This window comes from Citrobacter sp. Cu096 (assembly GCF_030332285.1).
Classification (GTDB): Bacteria; Pseudomonadota; Gammaproteobacteria; order Enterobacterales; family Enterobacteriaceae; genus Citrobacter; species Citrobacter meridianamericanus.
Window position 1 is genome coordinate 182455 of record NZ_JAOWID010000023.1, and the last position, 17948, is coordinate 200402.

The window sequence follows — 17948 nt, forward strand, 5'->3', positions numbered from 1 at the left end:
TTGTGTATTCAAAATGTTGTATACTCACGCACCCTTTTCAGGGATACGCCGAAATTTTACCATTCAGGAGGGCCGATGAGCCACATAGACAACGGTTTCCGTTCGCTGTCACTTAAACGTTTCCCGGAAACGGATGACGTTAACCCGCTGCTGGCGTGGGAAGCAGCAGATGAATATCTGCTGCAACAGCTGGACGATACCGAGATTAGCGGCCCGGTGCTGATCCTGAATGATACCTTTGGTGCGCTGGGCTGTGCGCTGGCGGAACATACGCCGTACAGCATCGGCGATTCCTACTTAAGTGAGCTTGCCACCCGCGAGAACCTGCGTCACAACGATATTGCCGAGTCGAGCGTCAAATTCCTCGACAGTACCGCTGAATATCCGCAGGCACCGGGCGTGGTGCTGATTAAGCTGCCAAAAACCATGGCGCTGCTCGAACAGCAGCTGCGCGCGCTGCGTGAAGTGGTGACGCCGCAAACGCGCATCATCGCGGGCGCGAAGGCGCGCGATGTGCATACCTCGACGCTGGAGCTGTTCGAAAAAGTGTTGGGGCCAACCACCACGACGCTGGCGTGGAAAAAAGCCCGTCTGATCAACTGCACATTCAGCAAACCTGAGCTGGCCACTGCCTCGCAAACGCTGAGCTGGAAGCTGGAAGGCACTGACTGGACTATCCATAACCACGCCAATGTTTTCTCCCGTACCGGACTGGATATCGGCGCGCGCTTTTTTATCGAGCATTTGCCGGAAAACCTCGAAGGGGAGATTGTTGACCTCGGCTGTGGTAACGGCGTCATCGGTATGACACTGCTGGCGAAGAACCCAGAAGCCAGCGTGGTATTTGTTGATGAATCGCCCATGGCGGTGGCTTCTAGCCGTTTGAACGTGGAAAGTAACATGCCGGAAGCGATGGATCGCTGTGAGTTTATGATCAACAACGCGCTGTCTGGTGTCGAACCGTTCCGCTTTAACGCCGTATTGTGTAATCCGCCGTTCCACCAGAAGCACGCGCTGACGGATAACATTGCCTGGGAGATGTTCCACCACGCCCGCCGCTGTCTGAAAATCAACGGCGAGCTGTACATTGTGGCTAACCGTCATCTCGACTACTTCCACAAGCTGAAGAAGATTTTTGGCAACTGCGTGACCATCGCCACCAATAATAAATTCGTGGTGCTGAAAGCGGTCAAAACCGGTCGTCGTCGTTAAGTCCTTGTGCCGGATAGCGGCTAACGCCTTATCCGGCCACCGGGATACAATTTGTTAAATCTCCAGCGCCAGCCTCGTCCCTTGCGCAATAGCGCGTCGGGCATCCAGTTCCATCGCCACGTCGCAGCCGCCGATCAGATGCACCGTTTTACCCGCTGCGTGGAGCGGATCGACCAGCTCACGGCGCGGCTCTTGTCCGGCGCAAATCACCACGTGATCCACGTTAAAGATCACCGGTTCGCCGTTCAGCACAACGTGTAAGCCATCATCATCAATTTTCTGATAACTGACCGCCGGGATCATTTTCACACCGCGTGAGAGTAAGGTGGCGCGATGGATCCAGCCTGTCGTTTTACCTAAACCTTGCCCCGGTTTGCTGGCTTTGCGTTGCAGCATCACTATCTGGCGTGGGCTGCGGGATAAATGCGGACCTTCCGGGCGTAAGCCGCCAGGCTGTTGCAGGCTGGTGTCGATTCCCCATTCCACGCAGAACTCCGCAATGTTCTGGCTGGTGGGATCGCCTGATTGGCTCAGGTACATGGCAGTATCGAATCCTATCCCGCCGCAGCCAACGATCGCCACGCGTTTGCCCACCGGCGTTTTATCGCGCAGGACGTCAAGATAGCTCAGTACTTTAGGGTGGTCGATCCCCTCGATCGGTGGCATGCGAGGCTCGATCCCGCTGGCAAGGATCACTTCGTCGAAGATGTGCAGATCGCGTGCGCTGACAAAATGATTCAGCTTCAGTGTCACGCCAGTCACGTCGATCATCCGGCGGTAGTAGCGCAGGGTTTCATAGAATTCTTCTTTGCCGGGGATCTGTTTGGCGATATTAAACTGCCCGCCAATCTCGCCATGTGCGTCAAACAGCGTCACGTGATGCCCGCGCGCAGCGGCATTAATGGCGAAGGCGAGGCCCGCAGGGCCCGCGCCAACCACCGCCAGATTTTTCGGCTGAGTGGTCGCAACGATCGGCATTTTGGTTTCATGGCAGGCGCGAGGATTCACCAGGCAAGAGGTAACTTTGCCGACGAAGATCTGATCCAGGCAGGCCTGGTTACAGCCGATACAGGTGTTGATCTCATCCGCTCGTCCGGTTTGCGCTTTTGACAGCAGTTCGGCATCGGCGAGGAACGGACGGGCCATCGACACCATATCGGCATCGCCACGGGCCAGAATGTCATCGGCGACCTGGGGATCGTTAATACGGTTGGTGGTGACCAGTGGGATTGTCACGTGCCCTTTCAGCTTACGTGTCACCCAACTAAACGCGCCGCGCGGTACCGGGGTCGCGATAGTGGGAATACGTGCCTCATGCCAGCCAATACCGGTGTTAATAATGGTGGCGCCTGCGGCTTCTATCGCTTGTGCCAGCTGGACGGTTTCGTCGAAGGTTCCACCGTTTTCCACCAGATCGAGCATCGACAGACGGAAGATGATTATGAAGTCATGGCCCGCACGCTGGCGTACTGCCCGTACCACCTCAACGGCAAAACGCATGCGATTGGCATACTCGCCGCCCCATTGATCATTGCGCTGATTGGTGCGCAGAGTCAGGAATTCATTGATGAGATACCCTTCGGATCCCATCACTTCAACGCCATCGTAGCCTGCTTCCCGCGCCAGTTGGGCGCAATGGGCAAAATCTTCAATCAGTTGCAGCACTTCATCATGCGTCAGTTCATGTGGCGTAAAACGGTTGATTGGCGCCTGAATAGCGGAAGGCGCCACCAGATGCGGCTGATAGCTGTAACGCCCGGTATGCAGGATTTGCAGGGCGATTTTGCCACCTTCGTCATGCACGGCATCGGTAATGACGCGATGGTGTGCGAGCTGGCTGCTGTCGTTCAACATCGCGCCGCCTTCCATCCCCACGCCGGAAAGCGCAGGCGCAATACCTCCGCTCACAATTAACGCGACCCCGTGACGGGCACGTTCGGCGTAGAACGCGGCCAGCCGTTCAGCGCCATCAGGGTACTCTTCCAACCCGGTATGCATTGACCCCATCAGCACGCGGTTTTTAAGCGTAGTGAAGCCTAAATCGAGCGGGGCGAACAGCGACGGATAGCTCATAAAGGTGTCCAGTATGTAAAATTATTGTTATGTGGTCGGATGAGTTCTAATTTAGCCGTCGTGGCGTAAAAGGGAAAAGGGGAATGCCGTGATTGTGATGGGATTCAAAAAAGAGGCTCTCCTTTACAGGAGAGCCAATTGACGTTACTGCTGTTTTAGAAAATCGTTATACAGCATATAAAGATGCGCTGCGCTCCAGGAGAAGTTCGGCGCGCCCTGTTGCGCACCGGTTAGCGGGTTATAGTTCTCCTGAATCGGACCGTCTGCGGTAAGGCCTTTGGCGTGGCTGAAGAAGGTATCTGCCAGTTTTAACGCTTCATCGCGATAGCCATAACGCTCCATCCCTTTTAGCCCGAACCAGAACTGATCCACCCACACACGCCCACGCCAGTAAATGTCTGCACCGAAGGCCGGGTTGGTCAGCGCTGCCGTACCAAGCGGGACAAAGGTGTTGAACTCTTTGGGATCGAGCATCACCTTAACCACCGCGTCCGCATGGGGCTGCGTTGCCGCCCCGTTAAACAGCGGCGACCAGCCTTCCGGCCCTTTGCCGCGTTCGACGATTGGTTTGCCCGCACAGCCATTAGCCAGCGGTTTATCTTCAATACGAATGTCGTAATAGAAGTGTGTTACCGGGTCGAACATACAGGTATTGATGTAATCGGCGAGTTTTTTCGCCAGCGCCTGGTAGCGTTTGGCATCGTCGGCTTTGCCGAGAATTGTCGCCATTTCTGCCAGATAGTGATTATCGCTATACATGTAGCTGGCCTGATCGACCGATTCCTGCAGCAGCGAGTAACCCAGTAACCTCCCGTCGTTACTGCGATTATCGGCAAATTTCACCACCCAGTCGCTGCGTTTCCCACCCTTAGCGACGTATTTATCCAGTTGCTCTTTGTCGATAAAACCGAAGACTGCCGCATCGTCACGCCCGGATTCCCAGGAGGCGGCAACCTGTGCTGGGATCTCGAGGCTGTCATACTGGCCTTTACTGATGATATTGGCGTAGTTTTTCAGCCCGGAGAGGGTCTCTTCTTTGTCGCCTTTTTTCACCGTGAACAGCATTTCACCGCTGTCGGTATTGTGAGCTTTATCGCGCGTTGCACCATATTCAGGTACGCCGTTGCCGTTATGATCGCGGTTTCGTAGCCACCAGTCGTGATATGCAACCAGCTTCGGATACATCTCTTCGAGCCAGGCCTTGTCCTTGGTGACGTTGTAGACCTCCATCACCGACCAGGCCGCCAGGCTTGGCTTGGTGTTGCGTTCGTTCCAGTTGCCGCCGTCGCCGCCGCGCTCGGGGCTGAGGTTCCAGGCAATCAGGTCGGGAATGAATCCGGCGTCCTGCGCGCGAACGGGATCGCCGGGTTTTATCTGCCATGAAAAGACGGCACGAATGTTCTCTTTAGCGATCTCCGGGTTAAAGTGCGCCATGGCGAAGGCTTGTTTCCAGGTGTCCCACGGCCAGGTCTGGTTGCCGGAGAACCAGCGAGCGGTAACGGACGGCGTCACAGTATTGTGTTTTACCGCGCCGCCCGGCGAGCGCCAGTTACCATTCAGCGTCTCGATCGCCTTCACCGCCACTCGGGTTTGTTCTGGCGTGGCATCCGGGTTATTTAAGCCTTTCTTGAGATAGTCGTCCCAGCGCTGCTGCGAAGCGAGCATGTAGGAAGAAGGACGTGCCAAAATATCGCGGATCTGCGGCTGCTCTTTGCTGACTTCCCGCGCGGTCAATAAGTGTGAATAGGTGGTGTAGAACGTGGTAGAGCTGTTGATATGCGCTTTGCTGGTGAAGCGAAGACCGTCGACGGCTGTTTTCATCGGCAGCGACTTATGCACCTGATATTCTGATTCGCCGGAGGTGAGCAAATCCCAGGTTGAACGCACTTTGCCGAACGTGACTTTCAGACCGTCGTGGGTGGCGGTGATTTTGCGCTGATAATCAGGATACTCTTCATCGACGGTTTTGGTTGATGTCGGCTGCCCGTCTTTTGCCTCCACTTTTTCCAGAAGCTCGCCATCCCACACCAGATCCAGCGGCGAGTTGCTGATGATTTTGGTTTCCAGCAGCGAGGTGCGCGGACTGGCGAAGCGTAGCGTCATCTCTATCTGTACATCTTTTGATGACAATTTCTGTACCAGCGCCCCTGGAATGCTGTAAGCCTCGAGGGTGAAATTGACCTTTTTACCCTGCTGGTACACTGTCAGCCGGTCAAAATTATTGGCCATGAAGTTGATGTACTCTTCGGTCAGCAGTGCGACGCCAGGAAAGCCGCCCATGGTATCCGGGCCATCTGGCAACAGATGCCCGTGCCATGAGCCGAGGTCGAAAAAGGGATTAAAGCGCTGGTGGTCGTCGTGATCGTAGTCATGCATGTAGTCCGGTGCACCGGTGCGATTAATGATGTTTTTAAACTCGTTAGCGCTGGCGGCATGCTCAGAGACGCTCATCAGCAGGAGACAGGCCAGCGGCGTAAGAAGAAGTTTGATGTTCATGGGTTCCGATCCTTGTTACCAATAGAAATATTGCATCAGGAAGATTTGGTCGCTCGGGTCACCAGAAGCATTCTGCATATAGAACCGGCTGTCGAAGGCGGTAGCGAAACGTCCGCCGCCGTATTCATACCAGATACCGAACTGCATAAAGGACGTAGTTTCTTCCTCGGCGCGATCCGGTCGGTGTTTGGCGTAGCTATATGCGGTGGAGAGATAAACGCCTTTTAGCGCTTCATACATCGCGCTGATCATATAGCCGGTCTCGGTGCCGGATACATCCAGCCCGTCGGCGCGACCCGTGTGGTGCCACGCGCGGGCAGCGAAGTTGGGGGTGAGGATACCGGTCAGGAACAGCTGTCCGGTACCGTCCGTTATCTCCAGACCGTTCATCCAGGTTACGCCTTCAGTCAGGTCGTACTGGATGTAACCGTTCATCATGGCCGGATAGGTATATTTATCGTCGTAGCGATCGTATTTACCAAAGTGCAGCCAGGCTTTGCTTTCATCGTGGTGTCCGGTGGGGGTGGCGGTCACGCTATAGCGCAAAGGGCCGGTCAGGTTTTGCACCTTAATGGCGGTCATAATGTCTCGGGTATTCGGAATAACGTAGCCCAGGTCTGGCGTGAAATCACCCCACCATTGCAGGTCATCCAGCGAGGAGTCCTGGCGCAGACTGAGCATCATCTCTGTTCCAGCATCGGTACGGTAACCACCGTAAAAGCGATTGATCCCGCCTTCGAATCCGCCCCAGCTATGGTCAGGAACCCAGGCATTGCCTTGATGGTCGGCCTGCACGGTCCAGCCCTCGCCGTAGATCAGACCAAACCATGAACCGTGTTTTATCTCCAGACCACCTTCAATGTAGGTACCGTCGCTGTATTTATGCTTATCTTTTCCTTCTAAATCCATATATCCCCCCATGCCCAATTCACCATAAAAACGAAATGAGGGGGAGGTTATGGCAGGTGTTTTCGTATCATCGTGTTCAGCAGGGCGAACTTCTTCTGCACCCAGAGAGGAGACGCAGAAAAAGGGCAGGGCAATAATTGCCCTGCAATATTGGCTAATGTTATTCATGCTCCGATCCTAAGCAAATAAAATATAATTTTTATTGTTATAGCCTTAGCGAATATTGTTTATTGTTATTATGCTTTAATCATTAATTGATATTTGAAGCTGGAGCAGCCTCAATAGCTTTTTCTTCTTTGGTTAACCCTTTAATGTATTTACTGTATTTCCACCAAGCAAAACCGAGGAAAATAACAATTCCACCGACGTTATAAAAAATAATGGTTATGATATTCCCGCCGGTCGGGAAGGTAGAGGCAATAAAGCCGATGGTGAACAGGACGATCAGCATTGATACCACAATAATGCCGGTTTTTTGCGAACCCATACGGAAGTCGCGCGGCAAGTGGTCCAGTTTTGCGCGTAGATTCAGGTAGGCCAGCATAATAAACAGCGGCGGCAGCATCGATGCGGCGGCGGTCATGTTGATGATGGTGTTCATCAGGTCCTGCACGGTATTAGAGCCGAGCGTTGGTATAATCATCAGTGGGATAACGATCAGATACTGGATCCACGCTGCTCGGGCCGGTACGCCGTTTTCATTCAGTTCGACGGTTTTTTTACCGAAAATACCCGCCGGAATTTCAGAGAAGAAGATCTTCACCGGCGTAGCGGTCCACATCAGCAGAGAGCCGAACATCGCGGTAAAGGAGACCAGGCCGACAAAGCGGTTAACGATGAGTTCCGGCAGGCCAAAGTATGCCGCCAGACCGTGGAATACCTGCACCGATCCACCAGTGAACTTCAGTTCTTTGCTGCTGACGAAGACGTTGATCAGCACCGAGGAGATGGAATAAAGCACGCCGATAAAAATCCCGGCAATGATAATGACCTTCACGAACGATTTTGACCCGCCCTTAACGTCGTTGACATACACCGCCACGGACTCCGCGCCGCCTGCCGCCATGAATATCCAGGTGGTAATACCGAGGAACGCCCAGTTAAAATTCGGGATCATTGCATCAACGGTGATGGGGTCAGCAGGCTGCACGCCGCCCACCAACGCAGTACCCGCCAGTAAAATGTAGGACAGCGTCAGCAGCAGCATCAGCGTGGAGGTGACGGAGGTAATCGGCCCCAGCATTTTTGCGCCGTTGGTCGAAACCCAGGTCGAGAAGGCAAACAGCACCATACTTAACACGGTGGTGGCGAACGGTGTCAGAATGTATTCGTAGCCTAAAAATGCGTAGGAGGCATAGGCGATAACGCGGGGCAAAAGCGAGGTGAAAAAGAACAGGTTAACGAACCAGTAAGTGTAGGCGGTAATAAAGGCCCAGCGCCCGCCCAGCGAGCTTTTCACCCATGCGTAGACACCGGCTTCGGAGTTTTTATTCAGCGAAACAAATTCGGCGATGATTAAGCAGAATGGAATAAAGTAGAAAATTGTCGCGAGGAAAAACATCGGTGCGGATGCCAGACCAAGCTCAATATTATTGTTGATAACGTTATTAAAACTATAAACCGCGGCAAAGGTGAGTGAAAGTAAGCCGAACTTGCCGATGGTATTACGTTTGGTATCAGACATAGCACATCTCCGATTCCTGATTATTATAGGGTACTGGCGGTGCAACGTCGGCGCCGCCTGTGTTTTTTATTTATTATGAAAATAACCATCTTCGATGGTGACTTTGAGTACGACTTTCTTCACTACGCTATTACAGATAAAACGATAGGCTTCATGGTTGTCACAAATAACCATTTGTCCTTCGTGCACTTCTACGGTTTTTCCGCAGCCTTTCAGATATTCGCGATCGGTTTCATCGCGATAATATTCAACCACCTGGAGATCTTCTTTGGCGGCATACTCTATTTTTTGCTGTCCTTGCAGGTAGTAATGGATCTCAAAATAACGACGATGACCGGTAAACAGCGCATCAGTTGCAGAGTCTGTCTCTACGCGGTAGCTCAGAGAATCACCGATAGAGTGAGCGACACTAGGTTGAATATTGTCAATATTTTCAATGGCCTCAACGCAACGTTGCCATTTCCGACCCGAAGCAAAGCGTTGCTGGAACTGCTCTAAGTTGTCGATGATCCTCATTTTGTATTCTCGCTGTGCAAATTCGTGGAAAAGAACCCGGTGCCAAAGGCGCGGTTGGCGGTGGCTTGAGCGCCAGACTCACTGCCGGAAACCGGCAACAACGTGAAGCCGTAGCTGAATGACGTAAACCAGACTCGCCAGGAATCAAGTACCTCACTTCCCCACGAGTTAGACCCTAAGCCCAGTAGCTGATGGTCCAGATTGAGGGTGATGTCATCGCTGCGCTGCAGCTCATTGCAGTGCTGTGCAGCAAAGATATTTTCTGGCGTATAGCGCCAGGCGCTCAGGTTGACAGGGCACTGCGGAATCACCAGCAGACCGTTGCCGTGACGATCGGTTAGCGTTGCCCAACGCACGTCCTGACGATTGCCGTTGTTTTGCGGGAACGGATAATTCTCGAACATCTCATCCACACTGCTGCGCCAGATATCGATGATGTTGGCTTGTTGACTGTCGCCATAGTTTTCACCAGGACCACGTCCGTACCAGGCCACCTGTCCCAAATCACCGCTGATGCCCATCGTGAAGCCAATGCACGGAATAATGTCCCGGTATTCGCCGTAAGGCTGGCCGGAAAGCTCCACGTTCAGCTGACCGTCTGCGGCAATCCGCCAGCGGTAGGTGCAGCGCATACCGAAATCAAATACCGGCGGGGCGATAATCGTCTGGCTGGTTATCAGCAGCGCATCTTCGGTTTGCTCAAAAGTAAAGTCGCGCAAATGCTCCTGCATTATCTGTATATGATTTGGCTGCCAGAGGCCTTCGAACTCTTGCTTGTGGTTATCTATGGTTGGTTTGAAGAAATTAATCTTCGGCTCGCGGGTAATCAGCTCTTCACCATTGACGTTCCAGCTAATGGGTTTACCGGTCAGCTTTGAGAAGAGCAGATGGAAGTTATAACCGCGAACGGTGCAGCTCTGGCGGTTCTCTTCCAGCGTCAAAGGGGTGGCGTTTTGCAGACTGAACGGTACGGCAGTCGCCGTTCTGGCCTTCAGCGGGAACTGATAAGTCGCGATGTGATGCCCGGCTTCGCTGTATAACGTACGGGAATCTTTCGTCACGGTGACGTTGAGGAACGTCTCGCGCGCATCCAGCTCCGGCAGCGCGCATTGCAGCAGCGTATCGCTGTTGGGTGCGACCTCGCGCAGTTTCATTTGTTGGCTGGAAAGCGTGTCGCCTTCAGCGCGGACCTCAATATGCAGGGTGTAGTCGTCAAGCGTGGTAAACCACAGTTTGTTTTCTACCCGCAGCTCGCCGCGAGCCAGATCCTGCGCGCGCACTTTTACTGGCGCAATGACCTGCTTGTACTCTTGCAGACCCGGGCCTGGGGTTTGATCGGAATAAATCAGGCCATCAAGGCAGAAGTTGTAGTTGTTCGGGTAGTCGCCGTAGTCACCGCCATATTTGTACCAGAGGTTACCGTCGTCATCTTTGGCCTGAATCCCGTGATCGCACCACTCCCAGACATAGTGTCCCTGAATGCAATCATGCTGATAGAAGACGTTCTGATATTCCGTTAGCCCGCCGGGGCCGTTGCCCATTGCGTGAGCATATTCGCAGATGATGCGCGGTTTAGGATGTGGGTATTCACCAAACTCATTCATCAGCGGTACGCGGGTGTACATGGTGGAAATGATATCCACCACTTCGGCGTCACGATCTTCTTCGTAATGGATCAGACGCGTGTCATCCAGTGCTTTTGCCGCGTGGTACATGGCGCGAATATTACAGCCGTAGCCGGATTCATTGCCGAGCGACCAGATGACGATCGACGGGTGGTTTTTCTGCGCGTGGACGTGGCGTACGATGCGCTCAACATAGACATTTTCCCACAGCGGATCGTCGGTGATCCGGCTGATATCGCCGATATTAGCGAAGCCGTGAGATTCAACGTCGGTTTCGGCCATGACGAACAAACCGTAGATATCGCACAATTCATAGAAACGTGGATCGTTCGGGTAATGGGCGGTGCGTACGGAGTTGATGTTGTGCTGCTTCATTAACAACAGATCTTTTTCCACGCGATCCATACCAACCGCGCGGCCCTTAAGATGATCGTTGTCATGACGGTTGACACCATGCAGCATGACATAGCGGTTATTGATGTAAAACAGACCGTCGCGAACGTTGATATCACGGAATCCGACGCGCTGCGGCACAACCTCAAGGATGTTGCCGCTGGCATCTTTCAGGGTCATTACCAGATGATAGAGATACGGTGATTCCGCAGACCACTGGTGCGGCTTGCTGACCTTGAAATTGAACGCGGTGCGGGTGAGCTTATCCACCGTCAGAGCGTTAATCACGCCGTTATGCAGCGTCTGCTCACCGTCAAACAAAGTGTATTCGAGCGATGCCATCGTTGGCGTGGAGGCGATATTTTCCAGCACGATGTCGCAGGAGAGGGTGGCATCGCGATAGTCATCATCGAAATCGGTACGAACGGTAAAATCCTGGATATGGGTCGCCTGTTTACCGACCAGATAGACGTCGCGGAAAATTCCCGCCGACCACCACATATCCTGGTCTTCAATGTAAGTGGAATCAGCCCATTGCATAACGCGAACGCACAGCAGGTTGTCACCGGTCTTCACCACTGCGCTGATATCAAACTCGGCCGTCAGGCGACTGCCTTTGCTGAAGCCAACGTACTGACCATTCACGTAAACTTCGAAGTAGGTTTCTACGCCATCAAATTTAATCAGCGTTTGTTTGCCCTGCCAGCCTTCACTGAGGGAGAAAATACGCTGGTAGGCGCCGGTAGGGTTATTGGTCGGCACGTAGGGGACATCAATCGGGAAAGGAAAACCTTCGTCGGTATACTGCAGCTTGCCGTGTCCTTCCATCTGCCACATGCCGGGGACGGTGATGCTGCCCCAGTCGCTCATAAACTGCGACGTAAAGGCTTCCGGCACCTGCAGCGGATGCTCAAAGAACTGGAAATTCCACTGACCGCTCAGCAACTGAAAGAGGCTGCTGGTTTCGCGGGCAAACGAGCGGGCCTGCGCAACGGAGTCGTAAGAGAAAAAATATGCGCGTGGCGCCAATCGATTTTCGTGGGTGAGCTGAATGTTTTCCCAGCGATTCATAAGGCCTCCCGGTGGAGAAAAATCGGAACCATTCATTGTAATGGTGAGTAAGGATAATTGATGATGATTTTAGTAAAAGTTTTACTAAAATATAGCGGGTGAGATGATTTACTTTAACTGGATCACGAAAATAATTCGGGCGCAGAAAAGAATGCATGACAATGCGCGCCCGGCTTCAGCTGAAACCGGGCGGATAAATGGGGGATTTTAGCGGGTAGTACCGCGCAGTTTCAGCTTGCTGGGAACAAAAACCAGCAGAGGAAGCGCACGTCCATCGCGGGCTTTCTCAAACAGCAGGTTGACGCCCTGACTGCCCATCATTTCTGAATGGATGCGCACGGTGGAAAGCGGAGGAAAGGTGAAGCGCGCCGTCGGGATATCATTAACGCTAATCAGCGAAATGTCCTGCGGAATGTTCAGACCACGCTCGTGAATGGCGCGGAGAACGCCAATAGCAATCGAGTCAGAAGCCACAAACAGGGCGCTGGGATAGTCGGCTTTCGCTAGCATTTTTTTGGCCAGCTCATAGCCTGATGAACTGGAGAAGCCGCCGCGATAGATATCCTGTTCAGAAACGACCTGCTGCAGGCGACCGTATTCGACAAACGCGGCTTCGCGGATATCAGCCTTGCCAGGCTGATCTTCGCCACCGATGAAGCCAATGCGGGTGACGCCCTGGGCGATGAAGTAGTCGATGCTCTCTTTACTGATGCGGGCCAGATCGATATCGACAGCGTCATATTCGCTGCCGGGTTCATGAAAATCGATAAAGCAGATGTTGTCGGTAAGCGCTGTTGCCGCCTCGCGCAGCGCAGGAGAAGGCTTGCCAACAATAAGAATGCCGGTAATGTTTTTGTTCTCCGGCAGCCCACTGTGCTCATAGCAGTTGGTCAGTTCAATCCCCAGCTTCTCGCACTGGGTTTCAATCCCATGGCGGATCGCGAGATAGTAAGGATCGTTGATTTCCAAATCCTGCTGATAGCTGTAGAGCGCCAGAATATGCTGGAGGCCGAGCGCGCTGGTCTGGTTCTTACGGGCGCTGCTGGTTTTGTACTCCAGCTTTTCCGCGATCTCCAGAATGCGATGCTTGGTCTCTTCTTTTACATTCAGCGTGGGGTCATCGTTTAAAACCCGGGACACTGTCGCCAGGGACACGCCAGCTTCGATTGCGATGTCTTTAAGTGTTGCCATGTTTGCCTTTTCCCTGAGTTACCTGCGCATTGTAAATGAAGCGCTTATCTATTCATCTGTTTTCAGTAAAAAAAGCACGTTTAATTGACATGCTCGGGGTAAAACTGGGCTTGCAGAGTGTGATGAGTGCGTCATTTTCCCGCTTTTAAGAACAATGCCCGGAAAATAGTTTGCTAGTATTTAGTAAAATTTTACCAAAGGAGAAAACAATGGATACCGTCGCATTTGCTGATTTTGCCCGCTTGGAAATACGTGTTGGAAAAATCGCACAGGTAAAGCGCCATGACAATGCCGATAAGCTGTATATCGTGCAGGTTGATGTGGGAGAACGTACGCTGCAAACCGTGACCAGCCTGGTGCCTTATTACAGCGAAGAGGAGCTGATGGGGAAAACGGTGGTGGTACTGTGTAATCTGCAAAAGGCCAAAATGCGCGGTGAGACATCAGAGTGTATGCTGCTGTGCGCTGAGACGGACGATGGCAGCGAAAGCGTGCTGTTAACGCCAGAACGCCTCATGCCTGCAGGCGTACGGATTGTTTAAATTGTGCTGCCTTATCCGGCCTACGTTTGTAAACGCAGGCCGGACAGACATCTTTTACACCTGCTCCACGCTCACCCGTAATGCTGCCAGGGCTTTGCGCGTCGATCGTAATACCAGATCGCATTGTTCGATCGTTAACGTTAACGGCGGTTCGATGCGGATCGTCTTGGCATTATTCAGCGTGCCGGCAACCAGCACCCGCTGGCGGAACATCTCACTGGCAAAGTTGTAGCCGATTTCATTATCGACAAACTCGATTGCCATCAGCATGCCCTTGCCGCGTACATCATGCACCAGGTCCGGATATTCCCGCGCAAGCTGGCGGAAACCATCCAGCAACATATCGCCTTTCTGCTCCGCCTGGGCCGGTAAATTTTGCTCCAGCAGGACGTTAATGGTGGCCAGCGCAGCCGCACACGCGAGCGGATTGCCGCCAAAGGTGGTGGTATGCAAGAAAGGATTGTCGAACAGAACCGAGAACACCTCTTCGGTGGCAATGGTTGCGCCAATCGGCATCACGCCCCCGCCCAGCGCTTTAGCCAGGCACATAATGTCGGGCTGCACGTTTTCGTGCTCGCAGGCGAACATTTTGCCAGTACGACCCATGCCGGTTTGTACTTCGTCAAGGATCATCAGCGCGCCATACTCATCGCAAAGTTTACGAACGGTGGTCAAATACCCTTGCGGCGGCAGGATCACGCCTCCTTCACCCTGGATAGGTTCAAGGATCACAGCTGCAACGTCATCACCGGTTTTTTTACACTCACTGAGCATAGTGCGCAGCGCGTTAACATCGCCAAACGGCACATGACGGAAACCTGGCAGCAGCGGCATAAAGGGTTTGCGGAAAGTTGATTTCGCTGTGGCAGAGAGCGCGCCCAGAGATTTGCCGTGAAATGCGCCGCTGGTGGCAATAAACGTAAATTTACCGCGCGGCGATTGATACGCTTTCGCCAGCTTCAGAGCGGCTTCAACCGACTCGGTCCCGCTGTTACAGAAAAAACTGTATTTCAGTTTACCGGGTGCCAGTGCGGCAAGGGTCTTTGCCAGCATGGCCCGCAGAGGGTCAAGTAACTCCTGGCTATGCAGAGGTTGTTTCGCGAGTTGATTCTGTACGGCGGAAACCACGACTGGATTACGGTGCCCCACGTTGAAAATTCCAAAACCACCCAGGCAATCAACGAACTCCTGTCCCTGGGTGTCGACAAGCGTATTCAGGCTTCCCGCTTGCCACTCTACGGCTCCGTAATCCCCGCCTGCAGTTACAGATTTTCGATACTCTAAGAACCCCGGATTGACATGCTCCTTGAAGTATTCAATCACCTCTCGGTTTAATGATTTCATTTCCTCATGATCAAGCGTGCGCTTTTCGATGAGATTCAGTGCGTGTGCGCTGCAGGCCAGGGCCGATGCGCTGGAAGGTAACCTGTTCAAAATATGCTCCCGGAGCTGGCGTATCACATGATACTGAATTAAGTATTGCAGGGATTGCGCCATTCCGGCGCGCTTAGCAAAAATCGGGATAAACACCAGGAAACATCTTATTTGTGCAACATTTAATGCCATCTTTTAACATTTGCTGGCATTTTGCCCAAGTTCAGACTGCGAAAACAGATCGGAAACTCCCTTTTCTGCGCTAAAAATGAGCAAGTTTCGCACTGTGACGGTGCATTGGTAGAAGTGAAATGGAATAGTTTCTGATTGAAAGTATTTTAAATCAATGGATTAGAATGCGTATAGATTTTGAGGTTTAATCGCAAATTGCGATCTAAATCAAATTTAACAACTAAAGATAAAAAAATTATCGCCGAAATAACATAAGCCGAAAGAGTTAACAACCAGATAACCTGCACAGGACGCAATCATGTCTTCTCATCCCTACGTTAGTCAGCAAAATACACCGCTGGATGATGATATCACCCTCATGTCGACCACCGATTTACAAAGCTATATTACCCATGCGAACGACACTTTCGTTCAGGTCAGCGGCTATCAACTGAATGAGTTGCTCAATAAGCCGCACAATCTGGTTCGTCATCCGGACATGCCAAAAGCGGCGTTTGCGGATATGTGGTACACCCTGAAACAGGGCGAGCCATGGAGCGGGATTGTGAAAAACCGGCGTAAGAATGGCGATCACTACTGGGTGAGAGCCAATGCGGTGCCGATGGTGAGGGAAGGACATGTAACCGGGTATATGTCGATTCGTACCCGGGCAACTGACGAGGAAATTGCGACGGTAGAGCCTTTATATAAGGCGCTGAATGAAGGGCGTTGCAACCGACGTATCCATAAAGGACTGGTGGTACGTAAAGGCTGGCTGGGGAAGCTCCCGGCACTGCCGATTCGCTGGCGGGTGCGCAGTGTAATGGCGTTCATGTTTATTGTACTGGCGGCTACGTTGCAACAAATGGGCGCGGAATTGCCGTTACTGCTGATGAGTGCGCTGGTAATGATGCTGGGAACGGCGATTTTCGAATGGCAGATTGTGCGCCCCATTGAGAATGTCGCTCGTCAGGCGTTGAAAGTGGCGACCGGTGAGCGAAACAGCGTGTCGCATCTTAACCGCAGTGATGAACTGGGTCTGATGCTTAGAGCGGTCGGGCAACTGGGGCTAATGTGCCGCTGGCTCATCCATGATGTCTCCAGCCAGGTGAGTTGTGTGCGCAGCGACAGCGAAACGCTGGCGAAAGGTAGCGATGATTTAAACAAACATACGCAGCAGACCGTTGAGAACGTGCAGGAAACGGTGGCGACCATGAACCAGATGGCGGCATCGGTGAAACAAAACTCACAGACCGCCGCCGCGGCAGATAAGCTCTCCATCGCCGCCAGCAGCGCGGCGACACACGGTGGTGAGGCGATGGATACCGTCATCAAAACCATGGACGACATCGCCAACAGCACCCAGCGGATTGGTACCATTACCACGCTGATTAACGATATTGCCTTCCAGACTAACATTCTGGCCCTGAACGCCGCCGTTGAAGCCGCACGGGCGGGTGAGCAGGGGAAAGGATTCGCCGTGGTGGCGGGAGAAGTGCGTCATCTTGCCAGCCGCAGCGCCAGTGCAGCCAATGATATCCGCAAGCTGATTGATGCCAGCGCCGATAAGGTGCAGTCCGGATCCGACCAGGTTCACGCCGCAGGGCGCACGATGGACGATATTGTGACGCAGGTGCAAAACGTGACTCAACTGATCGCCCAAATCAGCCACTCAACGCTGGAACAGTCGGATGGTCTTTCCAGCCTGACCCGCGCGGTGAATGAACTGAGCAACATTACGCAGAAAAACGCCGAACTGGTTGAAGAGAGCGCCCAAATTTCTGCGATGGTGAAACATCGCGCGGGGCGTCTGGAAGACGCAGTCACGGTTCTGCACTAAGAATCACAATGCAGGCGAAATCCAGGGGAATGGGTTTCGCCTGCTGAGCAGATTAATCCAGTTGGGTAATATCCAGCGCAGCGCGATCGATAATACCGATGATTTTTTTGATTTGCGCATCGCTGGTATCACCATGATTGACCCGTAGGTCCAGCACGGCTTTGAAGTTCTCCAGCGCGCGTTTCATCTGCGGGTTCTTGCGCAATTCAAAACCCACGCAGCGGGCTTTAATCCGTTCGTGGATATGGTCCAGATGCTCACGGTTTTCATCCAGCCACTGCTGGCCCAGGGTGGTGATCGCAATCTGTTTACGCCCACCTTCCTCATCGCTGATAGTGATCAGCTCCTGATCCTGCAAGAAGTCCAGCGTCGGATAAATAACGCCCGGGCTCGGGGTGTAGTTACCCTGAGTCAGGGTTTCAATCGCTTTTATCAGCTCATAGCCGTGGCTGGCGTCGCGGGTCAGGATATCCAGAATCACCAGGCGTAATTCTCCGTGACCGAAGAAGCGCTGGCGACGACCGCCGCCGCGACCGTGGCGGTGTCCGCAACCCTGTTCAGGGTGGTGTTCTTTGTTACAACCTTCATGGCGATGTTCTTCACCTTTGCAGCAGCCTGCGTGGTGCTCGTTGTGGCGGCCTTCATGGTGATGTCCTTCACCCTTGCAGCAGCCTTCGTGTTGGTGCTCTGTATGTTTGCAGCAACCTTCATGATGGTTTTGCATCATCGTCTCCTGATGTTGTTTAGATATATCTAATTTATATCTAAAAATAATGCTCTTGCAATATCATTAGTTTGGTTTTTTTTAATTTATTGATTTTCAGGTGTTTTTATTTGGTCTTTGAAGGTGA

General features: G+C 52.8%; 12 protein-coding genes. 3 read left to right on the forward strand and 9 right to left on the reverse strand.

Annotated elements, in window-relative coordinates:
• Positions 1 to 75: 75 nt before the first annotated feature.
• Positions 76 to 1212 (forward strand): 23S rRNA (guanine(1835)-N(2))-methyltransferase RlmG, encoded by a 1137-nt coding sequence (rlmG, locus tag OGX99_RS09815; RefSeq protein WP_151217808.1) that lies wholly within the window; start codon positions 76 to 78, stop codon positions 1210 to 1212.
• 54 nt (positions 1213 to 1266) lie between these two features.
• Here the strand turns inward: rlmG and OGX99_RS09820 are convergent, their stop codons facing one another.
• The 7 genes from OGX99_RS09820 to ebgR all read right to left on the reverse strand — a co-directional run bounded on the left by OGX99_RS09820 (position 1267) and on the right by ebgR (position 13170).
• Positions 1267 to 3285, reverse strand: a complete 2019-nt coding sequence (locus OGX99_RS09820; protein WP_286543351.1) for an oxidoreductase — start codon at positions 3283 to 3285, stop codon at positions 1267 to 1269.
• 144 nt (positions 3286 to 3429) lie between these two features.
• Positions 3430 to 5781, reverse strand: coding sequence for an alpha-glucosidase (gene ygjK, locus OGX99_RS09825; RefSeq protein WP_286543355.1), 2352 nt, complete (start codon positions 5779 to 5781; stop codon positions 3430 to 3432).
• 15 nt (positions 5782 to 5796) lie between these two features.
• Positions 5797 to 6858: a protein YgjJ gene (ygjJ, locus tag OGX99_RS09830; protein WP_286543357.1), complete on the reverse strand. Its 1062-nt coding sequence runs from the start codon at positions 6856 to 6858 to the stop codon at positions 5797 to 5799.
• 82 nt (positions 6859 to 6940) lie between these two features.
• Positions 6941 to 8374, reverse strand: coding sequence for an amino acid permease (locus OGX99_RS09835; protein ID WP_286543359.1), 1434 nt, complete (start codon positions 8372 to 8374; stop codon positions 6941 to 6943).
• Between the two features lie 66 nt (positions 8375 to 8440).
• Positions 8441 to 8890, reverse strand: coding sequence for a beta-galactosidase subunit beta (locus tag OGX99_RS09840; protein ID WP_286543361.1), 450 nt, complete (start codon positions 8888 to 8890; stop codon positions 8441 to 8443).
• The gene (gene ebgA, locus OGX99_RS09845; RefSeq protein WP_286543363.1) at positions 8887 to 11979 is read right to left on the reverse strand and encodes a beta-galactosidase subunit alpha; all 3093 of its coding nucleotides are present in this window, start codon (positions 11977 to 11979) and stop codon (positions 8887 to 8889) included. Before ebgA ends, OGX99_RS09840 begins: the two co-directional genes overlap by 4 nt.
• Positions 11980 to 12186: 207 nt before the next feature.
• Complete coding sequence (gene ebgR / locus OGX99_RS09850) at positions 12187 to 13170, reverse strand: transcriptional regulator EbgR (protein WP_151217803.1); 984 nt, start codon at positions 13168 to 13170, stop codon at positions 12187 to 12189.
• 209 nt (positions 13171 to 13379) lie between these two features.
• On the opposite strand from ebgR, the gene OGX99_RS09855 reads away from it, so the two are divergent.
• Positions 13380 to 13712: a tRNA-binding protein gene (locus tag OGX99_RS09855; RefSeq protein ID WP_187253293.1), complete on the forward strand. Its 333-nt coding sequence runs from the start codon at positions 13380 to 13382 to the stop codon at positions 13710 to 13712.
• 54 nt (positions 13713 to 13766) lie between these two features.
• Here OGX99_RS09855 and ygjG read toward each other — a convergent pair whose 3' ends face one another.
• Positions 13767 to 15146 carry a putrescine aminotransferase gene (gene ygjG / locus OGX99_RS09860; RefSeq protein WP_187253292.1) on the reverse strand — a complete coding sequence of 460 codons (1380 nt, stop codon included), beginning with the start codon at positions 15144 to 15146 and terminating at the stop codon, positions 13767 to 13769.
• 430 nt (positions 15147 to 15576) lie between these two features.
• On the opposite strand from ygjG, the gene OGX99_RS09865 reads away from it, so the two are divergent.
• Positions 15577 to 17097: a methyl-accepting chemotaxis protein gene (locus OGX99_RS09865; RefSeq protein WP_286543365.1), complete on the forward strand. Its 1521-nt coding sequence runs from the start codon at positions 15577 to 15579 to the stop codon at positions 17095 to 17097.
• Between the two features lie 52 nt (positions 17098 to 17149).
• Here OGX99_RS09865 and OGX99_RS09870 read toward each other — a convergent pair whose 3' ends face one another.
• Entirely contained in the window at positions 17150 to 17824 is a 675-nt protein-coding gene (locus OGX99_RS09870; RefSeq protein ID WP_210905418.1) for a PadR family transcriptional regulator, read from the reverse strand.
• Positions 17825 to 17948 lie beyond the last annotated feature (124 nt).